The sequence below is a fragment of the Verrucomicrobiales bacterium genome, from assembly GCA_016793885.1.
Classification (GTDB): domain Bacteria; phylum Verrucomicrobiota; class Verrucomicrobiia; order Limisphaerales; family UBA11320; genus UBA11320.
In genome coordinates this window covers 1-17448 of sequence record JAEUHE010000003.1, presented here as the reverse complement: position 1 = coordinate 17448, position 17448 = coordinate 1, and the positions used below count along the sequence as shown (strand labels likewise).

At 55.7% G+C, this 17448-nt stretch carries 19 protein-coding genes and 1 tRNA gene; 19 read left to right on the top strand and 1 reads right to left on the bottom strand.

What is annotated here, in order from left to right; all coding sequences use genetic code 11:
* Positions 1-521: 521 nt before the first annotated feature.
* The 19 genes from JNN07_00605 (at position 522) to JNN07_00515 (ending at position 14690) form a co-directional block, all read left to right on the top strand.
* Complete coding sequence (locus tag JNN07_00605; GenBank protein ID MBL9166221.1) at positions 522-1004, top strand: hypothetical protein; 483 nt, start codon at positions 522-524, stop codon at positions 1002-1004.
* A gap of 19 nt (positions 1005-1023) precedes the next feature.
* The gene (locus JNN07_00600) at positions 1024-1545 is read left to right on the top strand and encodes a hypothetical protein (protein ID MBL9166220.1); all 522 of its coding nucleotides are present in this window, start codon (positions 1024-1026) and stop codon (positions 1543-1545) included.
* Positions 1546-1878: 333 nt separating this feature from the next.
* Positions 1879-1952: transfer RNA gene (locus tag JNN07_00595), tRNA-Gln, on the top strand.
* A 751-nt stretch (positions 1953-2703) separates the two neighbouring features.
* Complete coding sequence (locus JNN07_00590; GenBank protein ID MBL9166219.1) at positions 2704-3177, top strand: DUF4262 domain-containing protein; 474 nt, start codon at positions 2704-2706, stop codon at positions 3175-3177.
* Positions 3178-3327: 150 nt separating this feature from the next.
* On the top strand, positions 3328-3666 hold the full coding sequence (locus JNN07_00585) for a hypothetical protein (GenBank protein MBL9166218.1): 339 nt from the start codon (positions 3328-3330) through the stop codon (positions 3664-3666).
* A gap of 123 nt (positions 3667-3789) precedes the next feature.
* A complete protein-coding gene (locus JNN07_00580; protein ID MBL9166217.1) occupies positions 3790-4155 on the top strand; it encodes a hypothetical protein in 366 nt (121 codons plus the stop codon).
* Positions 4156-4261: 106 nt separating this feature from the next.
* A complete protein-coding gene (locus tag JNN07_00575) occupies positions 4262-4669 on the top strand; it encodes a hypothetical protein (protein ID MBL9166216.1) in 408 nt (135 codons plus the stop codon).
* Between the two features lie 92 nt (positions 4670-4761).
* Positions 4762-5547: a hypothetical protein gene (locus tag JNN07_00570; GenBank protein ID MBL9166215.1), complete on the top strand. Its 786-nt coding sequence runs from the start codon at positions 4762-4764 to the stop codon at positions 5545-5547.
* A 79-nt stretch (positions 5548-5626) separates the two neighbouring features.
* The gene (locus JNN07_00565) at positions 5627-6076 is read left to right on the top strand and encodes a hypothetical protein (GenBank protein ID MBL9166214.1); all 450 of its coding nucleotides are present in this window, start codon (positions 5627-5629) and stop codon (positions 6074-6076) included.
* Positions 6077-6239: 163 nt separating this feature from the next.
* Positions 6240-6509, top strand: a complete 270-nt coding sequence (locus JNN07_00560) for a hypothetical protein (GenBank protein MBL9166213.1) — start codon at positions 6240-6242, stop codon at positions 6507-6509.
* Between the two features lie 81 nt (positions 6510-6590).
* Positions 6591-6941: a hypothetical protein gene (locus tag JNN07_00555; GenBank protein ID MBL9166212.1), complete on the top strand. Its 351-nt coding sequence runs from the start codon at positions 6591-6593 to the stop codon at positions 6939-6941.
* 1163 nt (positions 6942-8104) lie between these two features.
* The gene (locus JNN07_00550) at positions 8105-8419 is read left to right on the top strand and encodes a hypothetical protein (GenBank protein ID MBL9166211.1); all 315 of its coding nucleotides are present in this window, start codon (positions 8105-8107) and stop codon (positions 8417-8419) included.
* Between the two features lie 132 nt (positions 8420-8551).
* Positions 8552-9085, top strand: coding sequence for a hypothetical protein (locus tag JNN07_00545; GenBank protein ID MBL9166210.1), 534 nt, complete (start codon positions 8552-8554; stop codon positions 9083-9085).
* Between the two features lie 45 nt (positions 9086-9130).
* Positions 9131-9700, top strand: a complete 570-nt coding sequence (locus tag JNN07_00540; GenBank protein MBL9166209.1) for a YdeI/OmpD-associated family protein — start codon at positions 9131-9133, stop codon at positions 9698-9700.
* A 589-nt stretch (positions 9701-10289) separates the two neighbouring features.
* Complete coding sequence (locus tag JNN07_00535; protein ID MBL9166208.1) at positions 10290-10784, top strand: GNAT family N-acetyltransferase; 495 nt, start codon at positions 10290-10292, stop codon at positions 10782-10784.
* 299 nt (positions 10785-11083) lie between these two features.
* The gene (locus JNN07_00530; GenBank protein ID MBL9166207.1) at positions 11084-11710 is read left to right on the top strand and encodes a hypothetical protein; all 627 of its coding nucleotides are present in this window, start codon (positions 11084-11086) and stop codon (positions 11708-11710) included.
* 987 nt (positions 11711-12697) lie between these two features.
* On the top strand, positions 12698-13714 hold the full coding sequence (locus JNN07_00525; GenBank protein ID MBL9166206.1) for a hypothetical protein: 1017 nt from the start codon (positions 12698-12700) through the stop codon (positions 13712-13714).
* A 67-nt stretch (positions 13715-13781) separates the two neighbouring features.
* On the top strand, positions 13782-14090 hold the full coding sequence (locus JNN07_00520; protein ID MBL9166205.1) for a DUF1272 domain-containing protein: 309 nt from the start codon (positions 13782-13784) through the stop codon (positions 14088-14090).
* 114 nt (positions 14091-14204) lie between these two features.
* Positions 14205-14690 (top strand): GNAT family N-acetyltransferase, encoded by a 486-nt coding sequence (locus tag JNN07_00515; protein ID MBL9166204.1) that lies wholly within the window; start codon positions 14205-14207, stop codon positions 14688-14690.
* A gap of 175 nt (positions 14691-14865) precedes the next feature.
* Here JNN07_00515 and JNN07_00510 read toward each other — a convergent pair whose 3' ends face one another.
* Positions 14866-17064: a hypothetical protein gene (locus JNN07_00510; protein ID MBL9166203.1), complete on the bottom strand. Its 2199-nt coding sequence runs from the start codon at positions 17062-17064 to the stop codon at positions 14866-14868.
* Positions 17065-17448: the final 384 nt, after the last annotated feature.

Here is a 17448-nt window from a genome sequence, read left to right as displayed (position 1 = left end):
AGGGTGAGGTTGGACGCCGTTCAGGATGAGGCAGTCGCCGGCATCTGCCAGATCCTCGAGGCCATGGGCGCAGACTTCCGGGTGTGTCTCGATCAGACCGACGTGCCTAGTGCGCTTGCAGGTTGGCCGAGACGGGGTCCGTCCAACTAGGCTACTCCAGTGAACGCGCCGTCAGCATCCAGGTTTCAGGTTGAGCGTCCATAGGGTGTTCCGGTTGCAATCGTAGCGTTCCATAAATCGGTTTTGGGCGCTCTCTAGCGCTTGCCAGGATTCCCTAGCGGCTGCGAACCTGAGTTCATCAAGAAGACTTTACTGGACGTTGCCAACTGCCACGGCTTCTAGCGCTCCAGTCCATTTAGGCGAACCAGGTAGGGCGATAGGCCCAGGCTCTTGAAGGAGAGCTTGGGCTTTTTGCTGCGCTGGAGCGCTTCCCAGCTTGCCTTCTCCCGTGGATTCATGGAGGGTGACCATAAGCAGGAAAGGCAATCCGAATGAATCTAAACACCCTCCTATTAGTAACCATGCTCAGTTCGTCCAGTGTCATGGGCTCAGAGCGCTACGTGACGCTTACGGCAAAGGCCGGGAAAACCAACTCCATCGAGATTGCCTCAGGTGAAGCCCTGCAACTGGTGTCGATGCCTACTCACTTCGCAAGAGCAGGAACGGCTAACCTTTCCGTGTTCAGAGATGGACAGCCCATTGCCAGCAGGCTCCAGGCTCATGGCGCTGTTCAGCCCTTCATCATCTCTGGCCCCGCCAAAGTAACTTTCACGACACAGCGCCCCAATGATTTCCCTAAGGCCATAGGCTTCGCCACGCTTCGGATCTTCGACCAGCCATACCCGCCTAGTGGCACGTTGGTAATCCCTCCAGTCGTTGGTGGAGGTGTTCTGTCATTGGAGAGTAGCACCAACCTGGTGACATGGCAGAGCGCTACCAATGGCATATACACCAATCACCCTTCCGCCAAGTTCTTCCGGTTAGACCTTAAGCGTATCGACTGACAGCCAACCCAAAACGCGTATGAAAACACTTTCTTTGTCCCTCGCTCTGTTGTCGCTGCCGATGCCCATTAACGCGGAGAGCCCTGGGTCCTATGTGACCTGGGTATCTGTCGGAAAGGAGGGAGGAGACACGTTCGTTATTAAGGAGGGAGAGGCTGTCCGACTAATCTCTTCACCTAACGTCAGTCCGACTGCACAGGTTCTATTAGAGAAAGACGGCATAACTTTCGACCTTACCGACACAGACGGGCTAGGCATTGTAAACGCAGAAGTTCCTTTCGTCGTCTCTGGGCCGGCGGTGTTCCGAGTTTCAACCGGCAATTCTCCCACATACCCTCTCACCTTCCAATACCTCCCTGGTTCAGCCGATCCACAGACAACCGTGGTAGTTCCTCCAGGATCAGCAGGGGGTAAGGTTCAAGTCCAAGCCAGTACTAACCTGGTTGATTGGTTCAGCGCTGACCTTGGGACGTATACCAACCTCCCTGCCGCTCTGTTCTTCCGAATCGACTTTCAGAAGATATCGAGCCCAGCCAAGTGAAGGTCTAGGGGCGCTTTGTTTTAAAGTTACAACGGACAAAACACATCGCTCGTTTAGCCCACCGCATTTAAGTGACCCCCGCCCCCCCTTTGGTCTCAAAGAGACCGGGCGCATGAAGAATATTCTAAGGCTCTCCATCGCTCCGCACAGATCCCGCACAAGTTCCGCACAACGTTTCAAGAGTCCGATGACGGTCGATTCCGAAGCTCAACCAGACGGCATTGCCCGACAACAGCTCTCACGCAAAATGCAGCAACAGTCAGAATAGCCTTGTAAACATTGATGATTCTTGCTCTTTAATGAAGGCACTATGAGCGAAAAAGAAGGCCCGTCTGTCCGGTGGTGTAATGGTAGCACAAGGCCCTTTGGAGGCTTTTGTCATGGTTCGAATCCATGCCGGACAGCCATTTCGTCCCCCGGATTTTCTGGAATCCCCCCCTATGGACTGCGGTGGCACGACACCGTTGTTCCTTCACGCCGACTTTTCCCCTCCCGCACACCCACTCCCCTCCAACACCGCCAGTGAATCCGTCGCGCGTAGGAAAAGCGGAGACCTGTCTCCGCGCTCCATAGCGCCCCGCCTTTCCTCGGAAGCCTTGCCGAGTCGAGGCGAGGCTTAGAATCGATGACGATTATGATTATGATTACGAGGGGGTCCGTGGGTTCTCCAGCCGCCAGCCCGACCCCGCAGGGGTCCAAGAGACTAGCCGGCGATCAAAGATCCCCGGAATGGTTCGTCCGAAAATGACAATGCATCGCGCAGCGATGCCACGTTTGGGGGAGGAAAAGGCTCCAGCATTTCATCCTAGCCTCAAGACCTCCTTGACGCACATGCCCCACCGCCTTCTCACCTGCCCATCATCCTCTCTGCGATCCTTCCCCGTCTCTGCGGTGCAAAATCGGGACTACTTTTCCCCTCCGTATGGTTTTTCATCGCGTCCATGGCGTCCATCGCGGTTTAAACTCGGCTCCCCTTCCCCTTCGAAGGGCCAGGCAAACCGCCACGCTCACGCCTTGCAATATACGAACCGGAGGCCTATGGTTCAGAGGAAGGAAAGGTCAACAGCAACGACTTATGAAGAAAAAAGAGGGAAGAGTTCAGGCGCTGATAAACGAACCAGCCGTCGCATAATCAAAGTTAGGTGAATAGGTTCCCTCGTGAAGTACGACCCACCAACTGCTGAAGACGACGTTGAGCGCCGCGTTCTGCATGATGTGTCCACCTTTGGTTGTCACGTCATCAAAGTCATGGGAGACGACTCAGGGCCAGGATTTGCCTACTCGGTTGGCCTCTTTCACAATTTTAATCATGAGGAGATTTTGATCGTTGGACTCGATCTCGACATGATGCAGGGCATCATCAACAACTTGATGGCCGACATCCGAAAGGGCACACGTTTCCAGGCGGGGAGCCGTGTGGCAGGCATTCTTGAGCGCTTCGATTGTGAATTTCGCGAAGTTGAGGTCTCGCACTATCGGGAGCTTTTGGGCTGCGCGACTTGGTTTTATCGCGGTACCGATTTTCCCGCTTTACAATGTGTCTGGCCGGATATGCAGGGCCATTTCCCGTGGCAGCCACATTTCAACGCGAAGTTACGCAGCTTGCAGCCAACATATGGCTCCCGCACCTAACCAGCCCGATCGAGGACAACCCCGACCAGCCCTTGGATTTGCCCAGCCCGTCATGACCATCTCAACCTTTATCAGACTTGCCGATCGTCACCTCACAGGTCGGGGTGCCTCATCGGGATGGCGTTGGACGACATTGAACATCACACGAATATGAGGACATGGATTGCGATTCTATTCACCGTCGGACTACTCGCGGCTTCCGTCGTCATCTCCCGTATCATTGCCTACGACCTTACCTCGATCATGATACTTGGCACCGCACTCTGGGCAGGTATTGATTCTTCGAAGTTGAACCTCAAGAGTTATAAGTCTGGCATTGCGCATGGGCCGGTTGTGCTGTTCTTCGTTTGCGCCCTGCTGTGGATAGTCGGCTTCCCCTGGTATCTGGCGATACGCTACAAGATTAAGAACGGTACCGCAGTCTTAATGGAGGGAACTCTGGACGTCGTCCAACCAGCCCGATCGAGGACAACCCCGACCGGCCCTTAGATTTGTCCAGCCCGCCATGACCATCTCAACCTCTATTGGACTTGCCGATCGTCACCTCACAGGTCGGGGTGCCTCATCGGGAGATCGTTCGGCGATGCTACGCTCACTCCCTGAATGATGCTGATGAACAGAGTCCCGAGTCGCGGGCGCTTCGTGCTGTTGCCTCTGGTCGCAGCATTCACCTTGGGACTCGTTTTCGCCTTTCGAGCAACGACCGAGTTCCAGAGTCTTCCCAGCCCAGACGGGCGATTCACCGCCGTCATCGAATACAGCAGTTGGCGCTCACTTGTCCCGATGGTGCCGGGCAGTTCCAGCGACAAGCCGGGCTTTGTGACCATCTATTCCAGCGACGGACGCTCTCTTGGGCGTGCGCCTGTTCCGATGCTGCAGCTCGCTCGGGATTTTCAATGGGAGGCCGACGCAGCCGAGATTCCCCTGATTGCGCGCTGGGATTTGTCCAGAGGCAGCGTCACGGTCCACTCCCAATGACCGCAACGCCGAACAAGGCTGCTCCAGTGAACGCGCCGACTGCGCGTGGGTTCCATTTCGAGCACCCTCTGCGGCGCGTCACTGAGCAGCGTCGTTCGCCAAACACATGAAGCGCGCTCTCATTTTTGTTGCCGTTGGCGGTGTGATGCTCGTGACCGGTTGGTTTGCTGGGGCGTTCTTTCAGAATGCGAGGAGCGGTTACCAATACAGGCTTTTGGAGGAGCGGGATTACGCGTCACCGCTCGGCACCGTCAAATGGAGTTGCTTTACCGAGACAGTGGGATACCCGTTTCTTGACCCTGAAAAGACAATGATCACAGTCGGGGATCGGACGATCTACAAGGCGCAGCGCGATTTTCAGGAGGACAATCCCCGCGCTCGGAATATCGAGACCACCGGCAATTCAATTACGTGGGAAGACGGGGACTATCGCTATCACCTTACGATTGAGGCGATGACAAATGGCGAACCAGCCGCTCCAGCGAACAGCCACCGGCCCTCGCAGGCTCAATGACTTTATGAAACTCGAACCTCAACTTCACGCTCATCGCCATCTTTCGGTGGCTGTCGCTGAGCTGGGTCGTTGGGGCACCTCCGCTTCACACTATGCCTAAAGTCACAAGACCAACCAACTGCGAGAACGTGGAGCCGGTCCGTCGAATGAACAAGGCTAGGGCGGCGGCAAAGGCTGGTAGGTACCAGGAGGCACTAGAGGGTTTTCTCTGGTGCTTCGACCACGGGGCGGAAGCCGACGAGGCGTTTGCAGGGGTACAAGGCACTATTCTCGTCTGTGACATCCTAACGCTGGGCGAAGTTTATCCACCTGCGCTTCAGGCATTGCTCTCCCGCAGAGACGAGAAGGCGCAGCGGCTCGCTGTTGGGACCGCGAGTTGTGAAGACGCCCACGATTTCGTGGCCATCAATCGGTATTTGGGCCAGGACGAGTTCACGCTGAGGGTTTTCAGGACACTGGAGCCGGGTGATGAATGTTGGAAGACTCTCGGTTGGGGCATCAGGGAGCTTCTTTTGGAACGACGCAGCTATGAGGAGTTGTTGCTCATTTTCGATCCTGAAACTGTGCTTGAGCAGCAGGTGCGCTCACTTGATATTTCGGTGTGTGATGGCGGTAGGTCGTTCGCGTCGCATCTCAAGGACAAGCTGGTGCGCGCTTGCGCCCCTTTAGTTGAGGGGTTAGCGGCACTTGGGCATCACGAGCGAGCGCGGCGGTTGACCGAAGGCATCCTAGCAGTCACACGCACAGAGAGCGTGCTCACACGGTTGATCGGACACGCGGAACGAGCAGGCGATAGGGTGCTGTCCGAGTACCTAAGTAGCAGAAGACCCAAGCGGAGAAAGAGACGAGGTGACAGCCCAACTAAGCTACTCCAGTGAACGCGCCGATCACATCTAGGTGTCAGGTTCAGCGTCCATCCCGGCGCGTCCCTGTTAGGCATTCCTCGCGCCTTTTTATATGCCGCTGAATTCCATAGAAGACTATGACCGCCTCGGCGAGCATCTCGCTGAGATTGATGAGCCCTTGGCGGCTTTTGCAGCCAAACACGGTTATACGGTTTATCCACGACTTTCGGGTGGGCGTTATCCCAACCGACGCATGACACAGGAGGGTTCGATATTTCGCAGTATCCATATCACGATGGACGAGATGCCGAGCGGTGAGCGTTACGACCGTTTCTTCCCAGCTATTCCATACACGATGTGGGGAGGTGCATGGATTGACGACCGTAAGCAGCATATTCGCCTATCGTGCACGAGCGTCATCATCCGGGACGTGCCATTCATATTGCTTGCACGGACGTTGCAGCTTCACCTTCACCATTTTCACGGCTACCTTGCCGGTATATCTGAGGACTACATTAGAGCCAGTGCTCTCACCTCGCCGCTCAGCCCATTACCAGCATGACGCCCGCTGTCAGATACTCAGAAATGCCTAGCCAGCTCAGTCGAGCCAACAGCCTCGCGCAGCAGACATTTTCGACCATTGGGTTTTTATCACACTGTGAGTCTCATTCGCATCGGGGTTGGTTCCTCGGCTGTGGCTCACTTCGGATACGTTAGGATCCTCTATGACACTCGAGAAACTCGATCAAGCGATCCTCGCGGAGGTAGGGGATCACTGGTATAAGATTGCCCGCCTCGTCACCAGGGCCGCCGCGCGGCTTTCTCCTGAGGTCAATCAGGACTCGGATGGTTACGATGTAGTTCACAAACGGATCATCGAATTGGTGGAAACGGGTGTACTAGATTCGCAGGGGAACATAGACATCCCGCGTGAGAGCGAGATACGCCTTCCGGCAGTTCCTAAGCAGCCGCCCACTCGATCCAACAGCCCTTAGCCTCCAAGTGTTTCACATGATTACCATCCCTACATCCCAGGTTTCGTCCGGGTTGGTTCTGCAATGAGACCAAGCTTATCTATGAAGATGTCTACTAGAATGATTTGGTGGGTCCTCCTGGCAGCGCTCGTCACCACTATCTCGATAGCGTGGTACTTCGAACACAAATTTTCGCGCTTGCTGGCCGAAGACCTGCATCGGCTGGGAGAAGATATTGTTTCCAATTCGAAAAAGTGGGAAGCGGCGACGATGGGAGGACGTGAGCCTTTCTTCTGGTGGAAAGATCTCAATGTCGGTCACGGGTTGACGATGCAGATTGTGAGCGTCAAGCAATGTGCTTTACTGGGTATCGCTCTACAACTTGGAATAACTTTGGGCTGGACCAGTAGAGGACGTTCAGTGTTGAAGGCAAACTCAACTCTACCTCCGTGAATGAATCGAGCACATCCAGGTTTCAGGTTGAGCTTTCAGACCGGCGCGTCCCTGAGTAGTTTCCAAGCCCCTACGCCAATGACCATCTCTCCAATGTTCGCTTCAGGCGCTTTCGGGACTGAGGTCTTCTTGTATCTTTTAATGCTCGTAACCGCGCCGTTTCTGCTGGTTGGTCTGGCTATAGTTTCTCTGGTAGTCAATACGAAGCGGGGGAGGCCTCGTTTGAAGGGGTTTGTTCTTGGAGCTTTACTCACTGTTGGCGGTGGGGCTTACCTGGCCGCAGTGCATACCTTGGGCTTTTGGGTACAGCAACCAGACTATGGGTTCTGGGCAAGCGTGTGCTCTACGATAGTAGGTGTTTTCAGTTTGCTATTGTGGGGGTGCAAAAAAGGTATGAAGCATGAACCGCCTAACAACCAAAGGAATGCAGAGCGGCCGAGAGCTGAAGAATGAGAAGACTGTCATTTTCTCCCCCCGATTCTCTGGAGTTCCCCCCATGGCCGCGGTGGCACGACACCGTTGTTCCTTCACGCTGCCTTTTCCCCTCCCGCACACCCACTCCCCTCCAACACCGCCAGTGAATCCGTCGCGCGTAGGAAAAGCGGAGACCTGTCTCCGCGCTCCATAGCGCCCCGCGTTTCCTCGGAAGCCTTGCCGAGTCGAGGCGAGGCTTGGAATCGATGACGATTATGATTACGATTACGAGGGGGTCCGTGGGTTCTCCAGCCGCCAGCCCGACCGCAAGGGTCCAAGAGATTAGCCGGCGATCAAAGATCTCCGGAATAGTTCCTCCGAAAATGAGAGTGCATCGCGCAGCGATGCCACGTTTGGGGAGGAAATTGGTGTCAACGCGGATCATGCTGCTCAGCGAGGTCCACCACGGATGGCCGCAAAGGACACTATGTCGGAAGAGAAAACAGGAGTTCTATTTCCGTTCGGACCCGGCTGCCAGGGTACCTCCTTGCAACGAACGAACCGAAGCCCTAAGGTTCGGATGACGTTCAACATGAACGCCCTATCAGGAAATGAGAGGGAGGAGTTCTGATGTGGATGAGCAAACCCGACGTCGTATTAGCGAAATGAGACAAATGGACACGCCACCCAAATTCGAGCACGGCACGATCTCATCCAACGTTTCGATTGAGCATTCAATCATTCGTGTTATGTCCGACTGCGATGATCCTAATCAGGAATTGAGGTTGCAGGGTCGCATCAAGAACACATGCCCCTACGGGCTTGAGGATGTTAAGTGTGACGTGTCCTACTTCGATGCGGAGGGAGTTTTTCTGGGCCTGGACATGTCATACTTCACCCAGCTGAACAATATCGAGGTGGGCGAGGTAGCACCGTTTGACATCGCGTTAACATTACCGATTGCGGCCACTCGGTGCGTGCTCAATGTCCATTCCAAGAGAGTTCTTCAGGACATTGGGGTGGCACTTCAGGGGTATGTCTCCAAGAATCAAGAGGGATCCTAACAGTAACTGGAGCCCCGTTGCTCTCGTCGGGCTGTGTCTCATCGGGAGACCGTTGGGCGATTAGGTCGCCTCTATTCTGTACGCGCCCGGATACAATTTGAGAGTTCAGACTGCATCAGATAAAGTGGGCGAATGAAGTTCACCAACTCCCCAATTTTGGCAGTTTGTGCAGCTTTTGCGGCACAGGCAGCAATCGCTCAAGGAACCATCACGGGCTCCTATCGATTCGTCCAGCCTTCGGACAGCGGCTCTGACGTGTCGGGCAGCTTCACTTTCGACTCCACATCGCCGATGCCCCCTGGCGGATTCACCCTGACCGACTTCACGATCTCTTGGCTCGGGGGGGCCAACTTCGGTGTGTTCTCACCCGCCGACCCGAGAGTGGTGTTCTCCAGCTTGCCGACCTTCTCTGGGGGTTCACTAAGCGGCACGCTCGACGCGATCTTTACGAGTGATGTCGGGTTTGGCACGCTGCGTTTCCTGGGGAACTTCGGCACTACCACCGCTTCGATTGATGGGATCAGGCTGACGGGCTCGATCCCGTCAGACCATATGGCGGGGGCAATCGCTTACACCCCGGTCCCCGAACCACCAACGCTCAACTGCATTTCGCTCGGCCTGGCAGGACTCTTCGCCTGGCATCAATATCGCAGAAGGCATGTCTAGCATCATCAGAGCTACGCGTTGCGACGCACCGCGAGCGCCGGATTTATGCCCGAGCAGCCCATTATCGCCTTCGCCACTGCCGCTCAGTTTCGCCAATGGCTCACACGGCATCATGCTGACCATCCTGGCATTTGGCTTAAGATTGCTAAGAAAGCCAGCGGCATTCCCACAGTGACCTATGCGGAAGCACTGGACGAGGCGCTTTGTCTGGGCTGGATCGACGGTCAGAAGAAAACCTTCGATGAAACGGCTTTTCTACAAAAGTTCACCAAGCGAGGCAAACGCAGTGTCTGGTCAAAGATCAACGTCGGCCATGTGGCACGACTTGAAAAAGAAGGCCGCATGAAACCTGCCGGGCTTGCCGCAGTCGCTGCTGCCAAAGCGGATGGTCGTTGGGTATCCGCCTACCACAGTTTTAGCACCGCAGAGATGCCAGAGGACTTCCTCACCGCTCTCACGCAAGAACCCGATGCAAAAGCCTTCTTCACAACTCTCAATAAAACCCAACGCTACGGCTTTTTCTACCGCATCACCACCGCCAAAAAGCCCGAAACTCGTCGCAAGCGGATCGCAGACTTTGTGGCGATGTTGAAGCGCGGGGAAAAGCTGCATTGAAGTTCTCATCCGACATCTCCTTCAAGCAACCTCCACCCCTGACCCCTGGCGCTGCAGCGAACCGCCGACGGGGAATCATTTGAACCGCAATGTACGCAAAGGACGCTATGTCTGAGAGGAATCCGGGCACTCAGGCCCTCTGGCTTTACACCACACAGACGGGAAGAGCGCGGAGATTCCCGAAATGGACCAATTCTTTGATGAAAGTCTCAAGGACTCTCGATCCCCGCTTCCGACAACCTCACACCCAGACCTGGTTTCCCTGCGCGCTTCCCGTCTCTGTGGTGCAAAATCGGGTCTGCTTTGTCGCCTTCCTCCGGGTCCCACATCGCGTCCATTGCGTCCATCGCGGTTCAAAACCTCAGCCCCCATTCCCCTTCGACAGGCCGCCTTGCAATCAACGAACCGGAGGCCTAAGGTTCAGCGGAAGGAAAGAGCAACAGAAGCGCCCTATGAATACAAGAAAGGGAAGAGTTCCGCGGCTGATAAACCAACCAGCCTTCGCATCCAGTGAACGTGCCGAAGGCGTCCAGTTTTCAGGTTGAGCGTTTATGCGGAGCGTCCTTGAGCAGCGGCGTTCGACCATCGCATGACACCATCCGCTGAATCTCTCTCACTGACGATCGAGGCAGCCGACCCGATCGGCGAAGTAGCCCGCGAATTGATTCGTGCCTTATGCTCTGAGATGAGCGAGAGATACGGCACGCCACCCAGCCCATTCTCGCTTTCGGAGGCCACGATGCCTCGCACGGTGTTTCTCGTAGCGCGTTTGCATGGTCAACCCCTCGGTTGTGGCGCGCTCCGCCGATTCGATGACCACACCGCTGAGGTCAAGCGAATGTATGTGGCTCCAGCGGGGCGCCGCCAGGGTATTGCACGACGTATCCTTGTCGATTTGGAACGGCACGCAAACGAGTTCGAGTATCGCACCATTCTTTTGGAGACCGGAGTTCGCCAACCCGAGGCGCAGCGCCTGTACGAGTCATTGGGATACCAGCGCACTCGTGCTTTTGGTCCCTACGTTGGAAATCCCACGAGTGTTTGCTATGAGAAAGTCCTATCTGCGCCGCCTAATAACCCTTAGCGATGCAGCAGAGAGTCGACAGAATCCTTGTTTGAACTTGGTAGGAAATTCAACTACCACCCGGAATGGGATAGGGGATTCAGAGGAACAAACAGAAGACAAGAGTCCCCCCCCTCCCCATTCGACGAGCCTGATGCGCGCTGCCAGGCTACCGCCTTGCAATCAACAAACCGGAGGCCTAAGGTTCAGCGTAGGGAAAGAGTAATGAGGAACCACTCGTGGCGAGAAGAGAAGGCAGAGTTCCGTCGCTGAGAAACGAAACGACCGTCGCCTCATCGGGCGTACCAACCGAGCCAACTATGAAAAAGCACGACATCTTTACCGTACTTGCCACGTTGTTTTTTACACAGGCTGGAATTGCCCAATCCACCGGCACTTTTACCGACTCACGCGATGGGCAAACGTATAAAACGGTCACTTATACAAATGCTTTGACTAGAACCGCGGTTACCTGGATGGCCCAAAACCTGAACTACAAAGTTCAGGGGAGCTACGCTTATGATGACAAAGAGAGCCATCGAAAAGAGCTTGGCTTGCTTTACACCTGGGAAGCAGCGACTAAAGCTTGCCCCAAGGGTTGGCATGTAGCAACGGACGGCGAATGGTCGATGCTCGTGACTCAATTCGGTGGAACCGACAAAGCCGGCGATGCCCTGAAAGGCGTCAGAAGCGGGATAGAAAACGGCAACGGCTCTAACAGCAGCGGCTTTGACGGGCTTGCGGGAGGTATTCGCAGAAACAATGGTTATGATGTGCTGGGTGTGATGGGTTTCTGGTGGACAGCCACACCCTCAAGTGAGGAGGGTAAGGCTTGGGGATGGAACTTCAGTTATGGTGGCCGTGGGGAAAAACCCCTTAAAACAAAGGCGTTCCGTTTCGATAGCTCTGTTTCTCACGCAAAATCTGTTCGTTGCGTCCGGGATTGAGGTAGCCGAAGTCTCCTCACGTCGACTCCTACAGTCCGTAGAGAAGACCAGAAACACTCCTCGACTTCCACTAGAAGGAAAGGTCTACAGCGAAGGCTCATGAATGAAGCAGAGGGAGGGGTTTCGGCGTTGATGAACGAATCGACCGCCGCATAATCAAACGATTGTCCGACCACTGCTAATTCCAAATCAGCACCTATGAAATGCTTTTACCACCACGACAGGGATTCGCTCGGCAGCTGCAAGTCTTGTGGCAAGGGCGTGTGCCTGGAGTGCGCAGTTGATCTCACCAAAGGCTTAGCTTGTCGCGGTCATTGCGAGGAGGACGTGCGAGCTCTGATCGGGTTGATTGAGTGCAATATCCGCCTGGCACCAAAGTCCGAGAGGATCGTTGAGACGAGCGGCAAGGTTCGTGAATCTGCCCGGCAGATTCGATGGGGAACGGCCATCTTCAATCTGGTAATCGGAGGAATTTTCATTCCCTGGGGACTCACCGAGTCGGACAAACCCAGCTTCCTAACCGTGCTAGGCGTTTGTTTCTTGGGATACGGGGTTTTCGAGGTTTTTCAGCTACGCAGATCGCCAAAAGGACGACAGAACCCGTGAACGGTTGGCTGAACCACCTCCCGTGATTCGTGGGCAATGAATACTTACACCGCTTAAACTGTATCCTGCTCCCAAGAAGACCAGAAACAGTTTTGCCCACGGAGCACACAGACCACACGGAATTTGCCTTACCCCTCAGAGTTCCCCATCGCGTCCATTGCGTCCATCGCGGCTTTAAACACTCGGCTCCCCTCCCGCTTCGCTTCAATGGGCACAACGCACACCGCCACGCTCGCGCCTTGCAAGAGACGAACCGGAGGCCTAGGGTTCGGCGCACGGAACGAGCACGAGGAACGAACGATGAGGGAAGAAGCCAGAAAACCTCCGACGCGAATCAACGAGCCGGCTGTCATGCCACCAAGATCAACCACGATCATCGCTATGAATCTAAGGTCTCTCGCATGGGTGGTGGTTTTGTGGTTGGCTCCCACAGCTCTCCGTGCGCAAATCTCCCTCGGCCAGGGTGTCACGATCTCCTTTGCTTCCGCTGCGGAGGGCAAGCGAGTCCTCACGAACCGCGATAGTTTTATAGAGCGGATGAGTCCCTTCGACCGTGCAGCGCGGTTGAAGACCAACGCGCCGGTTTCAGAACGCAAATTCCTGGAGTTCGTCGGCCAGAACGTGCTCGAGTGGAGTAACGAAGAGAAGCAGACCATTCGCTCCGCCTTTCAGGGGATTCAACAACCAATGGATGCGCTGGCCCTGCCGTTTCCTCAGGAGATGTTGCTCATCAAGACAACCGGAATGGAAGAGGGGCAGGCTCCTTACACCCGAGCCAATGCCATTGTTCTGCCGCAAGCGGAGCTGAAGTCATCGCCCGCCAGACTTCAGAAGGTGATTTGCCACGAACTCTTTCACATCATGTCCAGAGCGAATAGTGGACTACGCGAGCGACTCTACGCCGCTGTCGGCTTCGCGAAGTGCAACGAGCTGGAATTTCCATCGCAAATAGCGTCGCGAAAGATCACCAATCCCGACGCACCCAAAAACGACCATTGCATCCGTGTGAGGGTTGACGGCAAGGAGCAGTGGGCCGTTCCGGTCCTGTTCTCCAGCGTTGAGAACTATCCGGTGGACCGTGGCGGGGAATTCTTTGATTATCTTCAGTTCCAACTGCTCGTGGTGGAGCGGCCAGCGGAGGGGCCAAAGGTCAAGCCGATGCTCGACGGTGCGAAGCCCCTGCTCGTGGACATCCAACACGTGTCCGGGTTCTTTGAGCAGGTGGGCAGGAACACGAAATACATCATTCACCCGGAGGAGATTTTGGCCGACAACTTTGCCGCCTTGGTGCTGGGAGAGCGCCATCTACCCTCACCGGAAGTGCTGGAAAGGATCCACGTCATTCTTAAGGACAAACGAGCTGCCGGACCAAGCAGTCCAACAAATCCGAGCCGGTAGATGCCCTCAGAGAAAAACCGAAAGTCATAATGAAAGTCACGCGGTAGACGCATCCAGCCAATCAACTATGCTTGAACTTCGACCGACCTGTGAGCACTGCCGGAAAGAGCTGCCTCCTGATTCACCAGAGGCGCGTATCTGCAGCTATGAATGCACATTCTGTGTTACGTGTGTCGAAGCCGTTATCTTCAATGTGTGCCCAAACTGTGGCGGAGGTTTCGTCCCGAGACCTGTGCGCCCGTCGACGAACTGGAAAGGAGATAACTATCTTGGAAATGACCCGGCGAGCACCCAGATCAAACATCGGCCTGTTGATACCGCAGTCCACGCCGAGTTTGCGGCGCGTATCCAAACGATTCCGCCGGAAAAAAGATGAATTTGAATCCATGTCGCTGTCGCCCAACAGGAATTTCACCGACAGTTTCCGATCTCCAGATCGATCGTCCATCCCGTCGTGTCTCCGAGTCGTTCACGTCCAACAAGGACAGAGATGCTGATACGCGACACACTTCTGGAAGATGCTGAGGCGGTTTCGATCCTCATCGACTCAGTGGCTCGAGAGAGGCGGTATCTCGCGGCCACAGTTGGATTTTCTCAGGAGTCCACGGAATCGTTCATCCAGTTCGTGCGGTCAACGAATGGAGTTCACTTGGTAGCGGTTGTGGATGAGGCAATCGTTGGGTGGTGCGACATTGCTCCCCTGCCCTTTGAAGGAATGACGCATGTGGGCAGGCTCGGCATGGGAGTGAAGGCTGACTTTCGTGGCCGGGCGATCGGGAATGGACTACTGCGGACAGCACTTGACCGTGCCTTCGCGCAGGAGGTCCAACGCGTCGAACTGGAAGTGTTCAGTTCAAACGAGGCCGCCATACGCCTATACGAAGCTCATGGGTTTCTGCAAGAGGGAGTGAAGGCCAAAGCTCGGAAGCTGGATGGAATCACCGAAGACATACTCCTGTTCGCCAGGTTCAAATAACCGCCCCCCGTGAGTTCAGGGTAAGGACGCAAAGGACGCGATGTCTGAGGGGAAGGAAGAGTCCCCTTTTTCTGTTTCCTCCCGGCTCCCCATCGGGTCCATCGCTAACGCAGGGGCTCTTGACGACATGCCTTCGGGGTTGCAGGGCAGCCCTTGGACTTTCAACGCGCAGTGATCACGGAGCTACCACTCGGAACGCACGCAGCGGGGCTTGAAAGTTAACCGGCATCACGGCCTCGAACCACCCCTTCTCACCGAGCGAATACTCTGTCCCAACCGGTGACCAGAGCTCCAGGTCGAAGGAGGACTGCAACACTCGGGTCGATCCATTGGCTCCTGCATAGATCAAACGGAGATGAGAATCATCAGCCCATTCTTGAACGAGACTCTCGATCGCCAGCTCTCCGTGCGACTCGAAGGCCCCAATGTCACAGCCCGATCCGGCAGGACGACTTACCCCCCGTTGATCGGTCGATGCACAGCCAGCCGAATTCCCCGCATCGATAGCCGGACTCCCGGGCAGTAACGGAAGGACGGGCAATGTCCCGCCGTAGAGCGCGAGCGGTCCGAATCGGGGGTCTACCTCATTCAGTCCGCTGGCAAACCGAAAACTCAGGTCAGAACTGAGATTTCCCCCTGCGTCGATCACGTTGCCAACACCATTGCTTCCAGGGAGATTGTGAGCAAGCAGCGTGTTGACAAGGGTGATACTACGCAGGGCAGAAAACAGGCCTCCACCCAAGCCTTCACCGACTGAAGTGGAGGAGTTAAGGTTGGTGCCCCCACCCTCCGCAACATTGTTCGCAACTGTCGCATGGGAGAGGATGAACTGTCCGGAGAGACTGCAGACCGCCCCTCCGAATCCGTCTCCGTCATGGATCGGTCCTGCGATGGCAGCGTTCGCGGTGAAGGTGTTGTTAGTAGCTTGGCAAGAACCCTGGTTAAACAAAGCGCCTCCGTAGGCGTTGGTGCCCCCATTGACGACGAACCCGCCCGCCCCATCGGCGAGGTCGGCTCTCACCCGGGCTGCATTACCTATAAAGGTGCTATTCAGGAGTATCAGGGCGTTCGTGTTGCATATAGCACCACCGAAGACCTGACCGTAAGTCAGCTGAGACTCCGGCGGGACATAGCCGGACTTGAAAGTCCCACATAGATTGGTCACAAAAAGCGCCCGGTTCAAGTTCGCCGAACCAGCGCTGTAAATCGCGCCGCCGAACGCATCCTTGCCATGGGACAGCGCGCGGTTGCCGTAGAGTCGGGAATCCTGCATGTCCAGCAGTCCAAGGCTGAAGATGGCTCCGCCATAGCCGCTGAACCCGACCCCATACTTCGTTCTGCTCGGGGCCCCCTCAGCACGGTTATCGATGAAGGTCCCTCCTGCGATCCGCAACGATTCAGCTTGGAGACAAACCGCGCCGCCGCGCGAAGGTTCTCCTCCGAGGGCATGGTTGCGGGCGAAGGCACAATCCTCAATCACGCCTTCGCCGCTGGCATGAAAATATCCAGCCCCTTCGCTCTCACCTGAGGGACCGATCTCAGGGAAACCGAATCCCGGCCAGCTTGTGCCCCGACCTGCCAAAGTACGGTTCTCATGGAACTGGCAATTCTGCAAGAGCACCGATCCATCGATGGAATACAAACCTCCTCCCCGAGCAGAACCCCCTTTCGCCTCGAGATAAAAAGAGGCGTGAACGTCACTAGCGTTCCCACCTGATGCCAGGTTGCTGGTAAACTCACATTTCTGGAAATGAAGCGCACCGCCTTGACTAAATACCGCTCCCCCGTAAGCGCCTCCGCCGGGAATACCCTCAGGCACCGGGAACGAGGGCTCCGAGGGCACCGAGACGACCAGATCTCCGTCCCCGCCCTGCACGTGATTCCCAATCAGTCGACAATCGAAGGCATTCAGCGTCCCATGATCGTTCAGGATGGCGCCTCCCATCCCATCACCGCCTCGACCCCCTTTAGGTCCAGGAGCCCCGACATGACGTCCGCGCGTCAGCGTCAGATGATAGACGTACAAGGTAGCCCCAGGTCTGATCTCGATGAGACGGGTCGCATCTTGACCATCGAAAGTCACATCGTAGCCCCGGGCATCCACAATTGTATCTCGCGTGATGGTCAGTGAATTCGTGAGAATGTACCGGTGGTCGTGGGCGATACGAACCCATCCTCCCTGCTCGATGGCCTTGACCATAGTTTCGAGGCTGGTATCAGGCAATGTGGCCGCATAAACCATCCCCGTCAGGAGGGTTACACCGAAGGAAAGTGCACAGATAAGCATCGGAAAGGGACACGGGATGAGAGCGGAGAACCGAGCCCGATACATGGCTGTGCGAGCGTTACCGAGCGGGGCAGAGGGTGTTTTCATTCCAAACGGATTCCTGAGGTGTATGCCAAGCTTGCTTCCATCCAGCGGCAAAGTCAAGGGAGGCGCATTTGGGCTCACGCTGAGCCAAGGGCTAAAGCAACGCTGTTCTGCCTGGGCCTGCTGGCTCCTTTCGCGTGGTTCGTGTCATGCGCTTAGCGGGCCGTTCATTGTCCTCCACAGGGTAAACCATCTGACGGAAAGGCGACGGAGCCTGTGCACGGAGTCCGAAACGAGGCCCAACTATGGACCGCGGTGGCACGACCTAAGCATTACCCACAAGTTCTTCGACCAAATGTTAGAATCCCAAAGGGATTCCGCCTCAAAGCCCAGGGTTGGCGCGACGCAGGAGCGCCTACCCTGGGTTAGTCGTTGTTTTCTCACAAC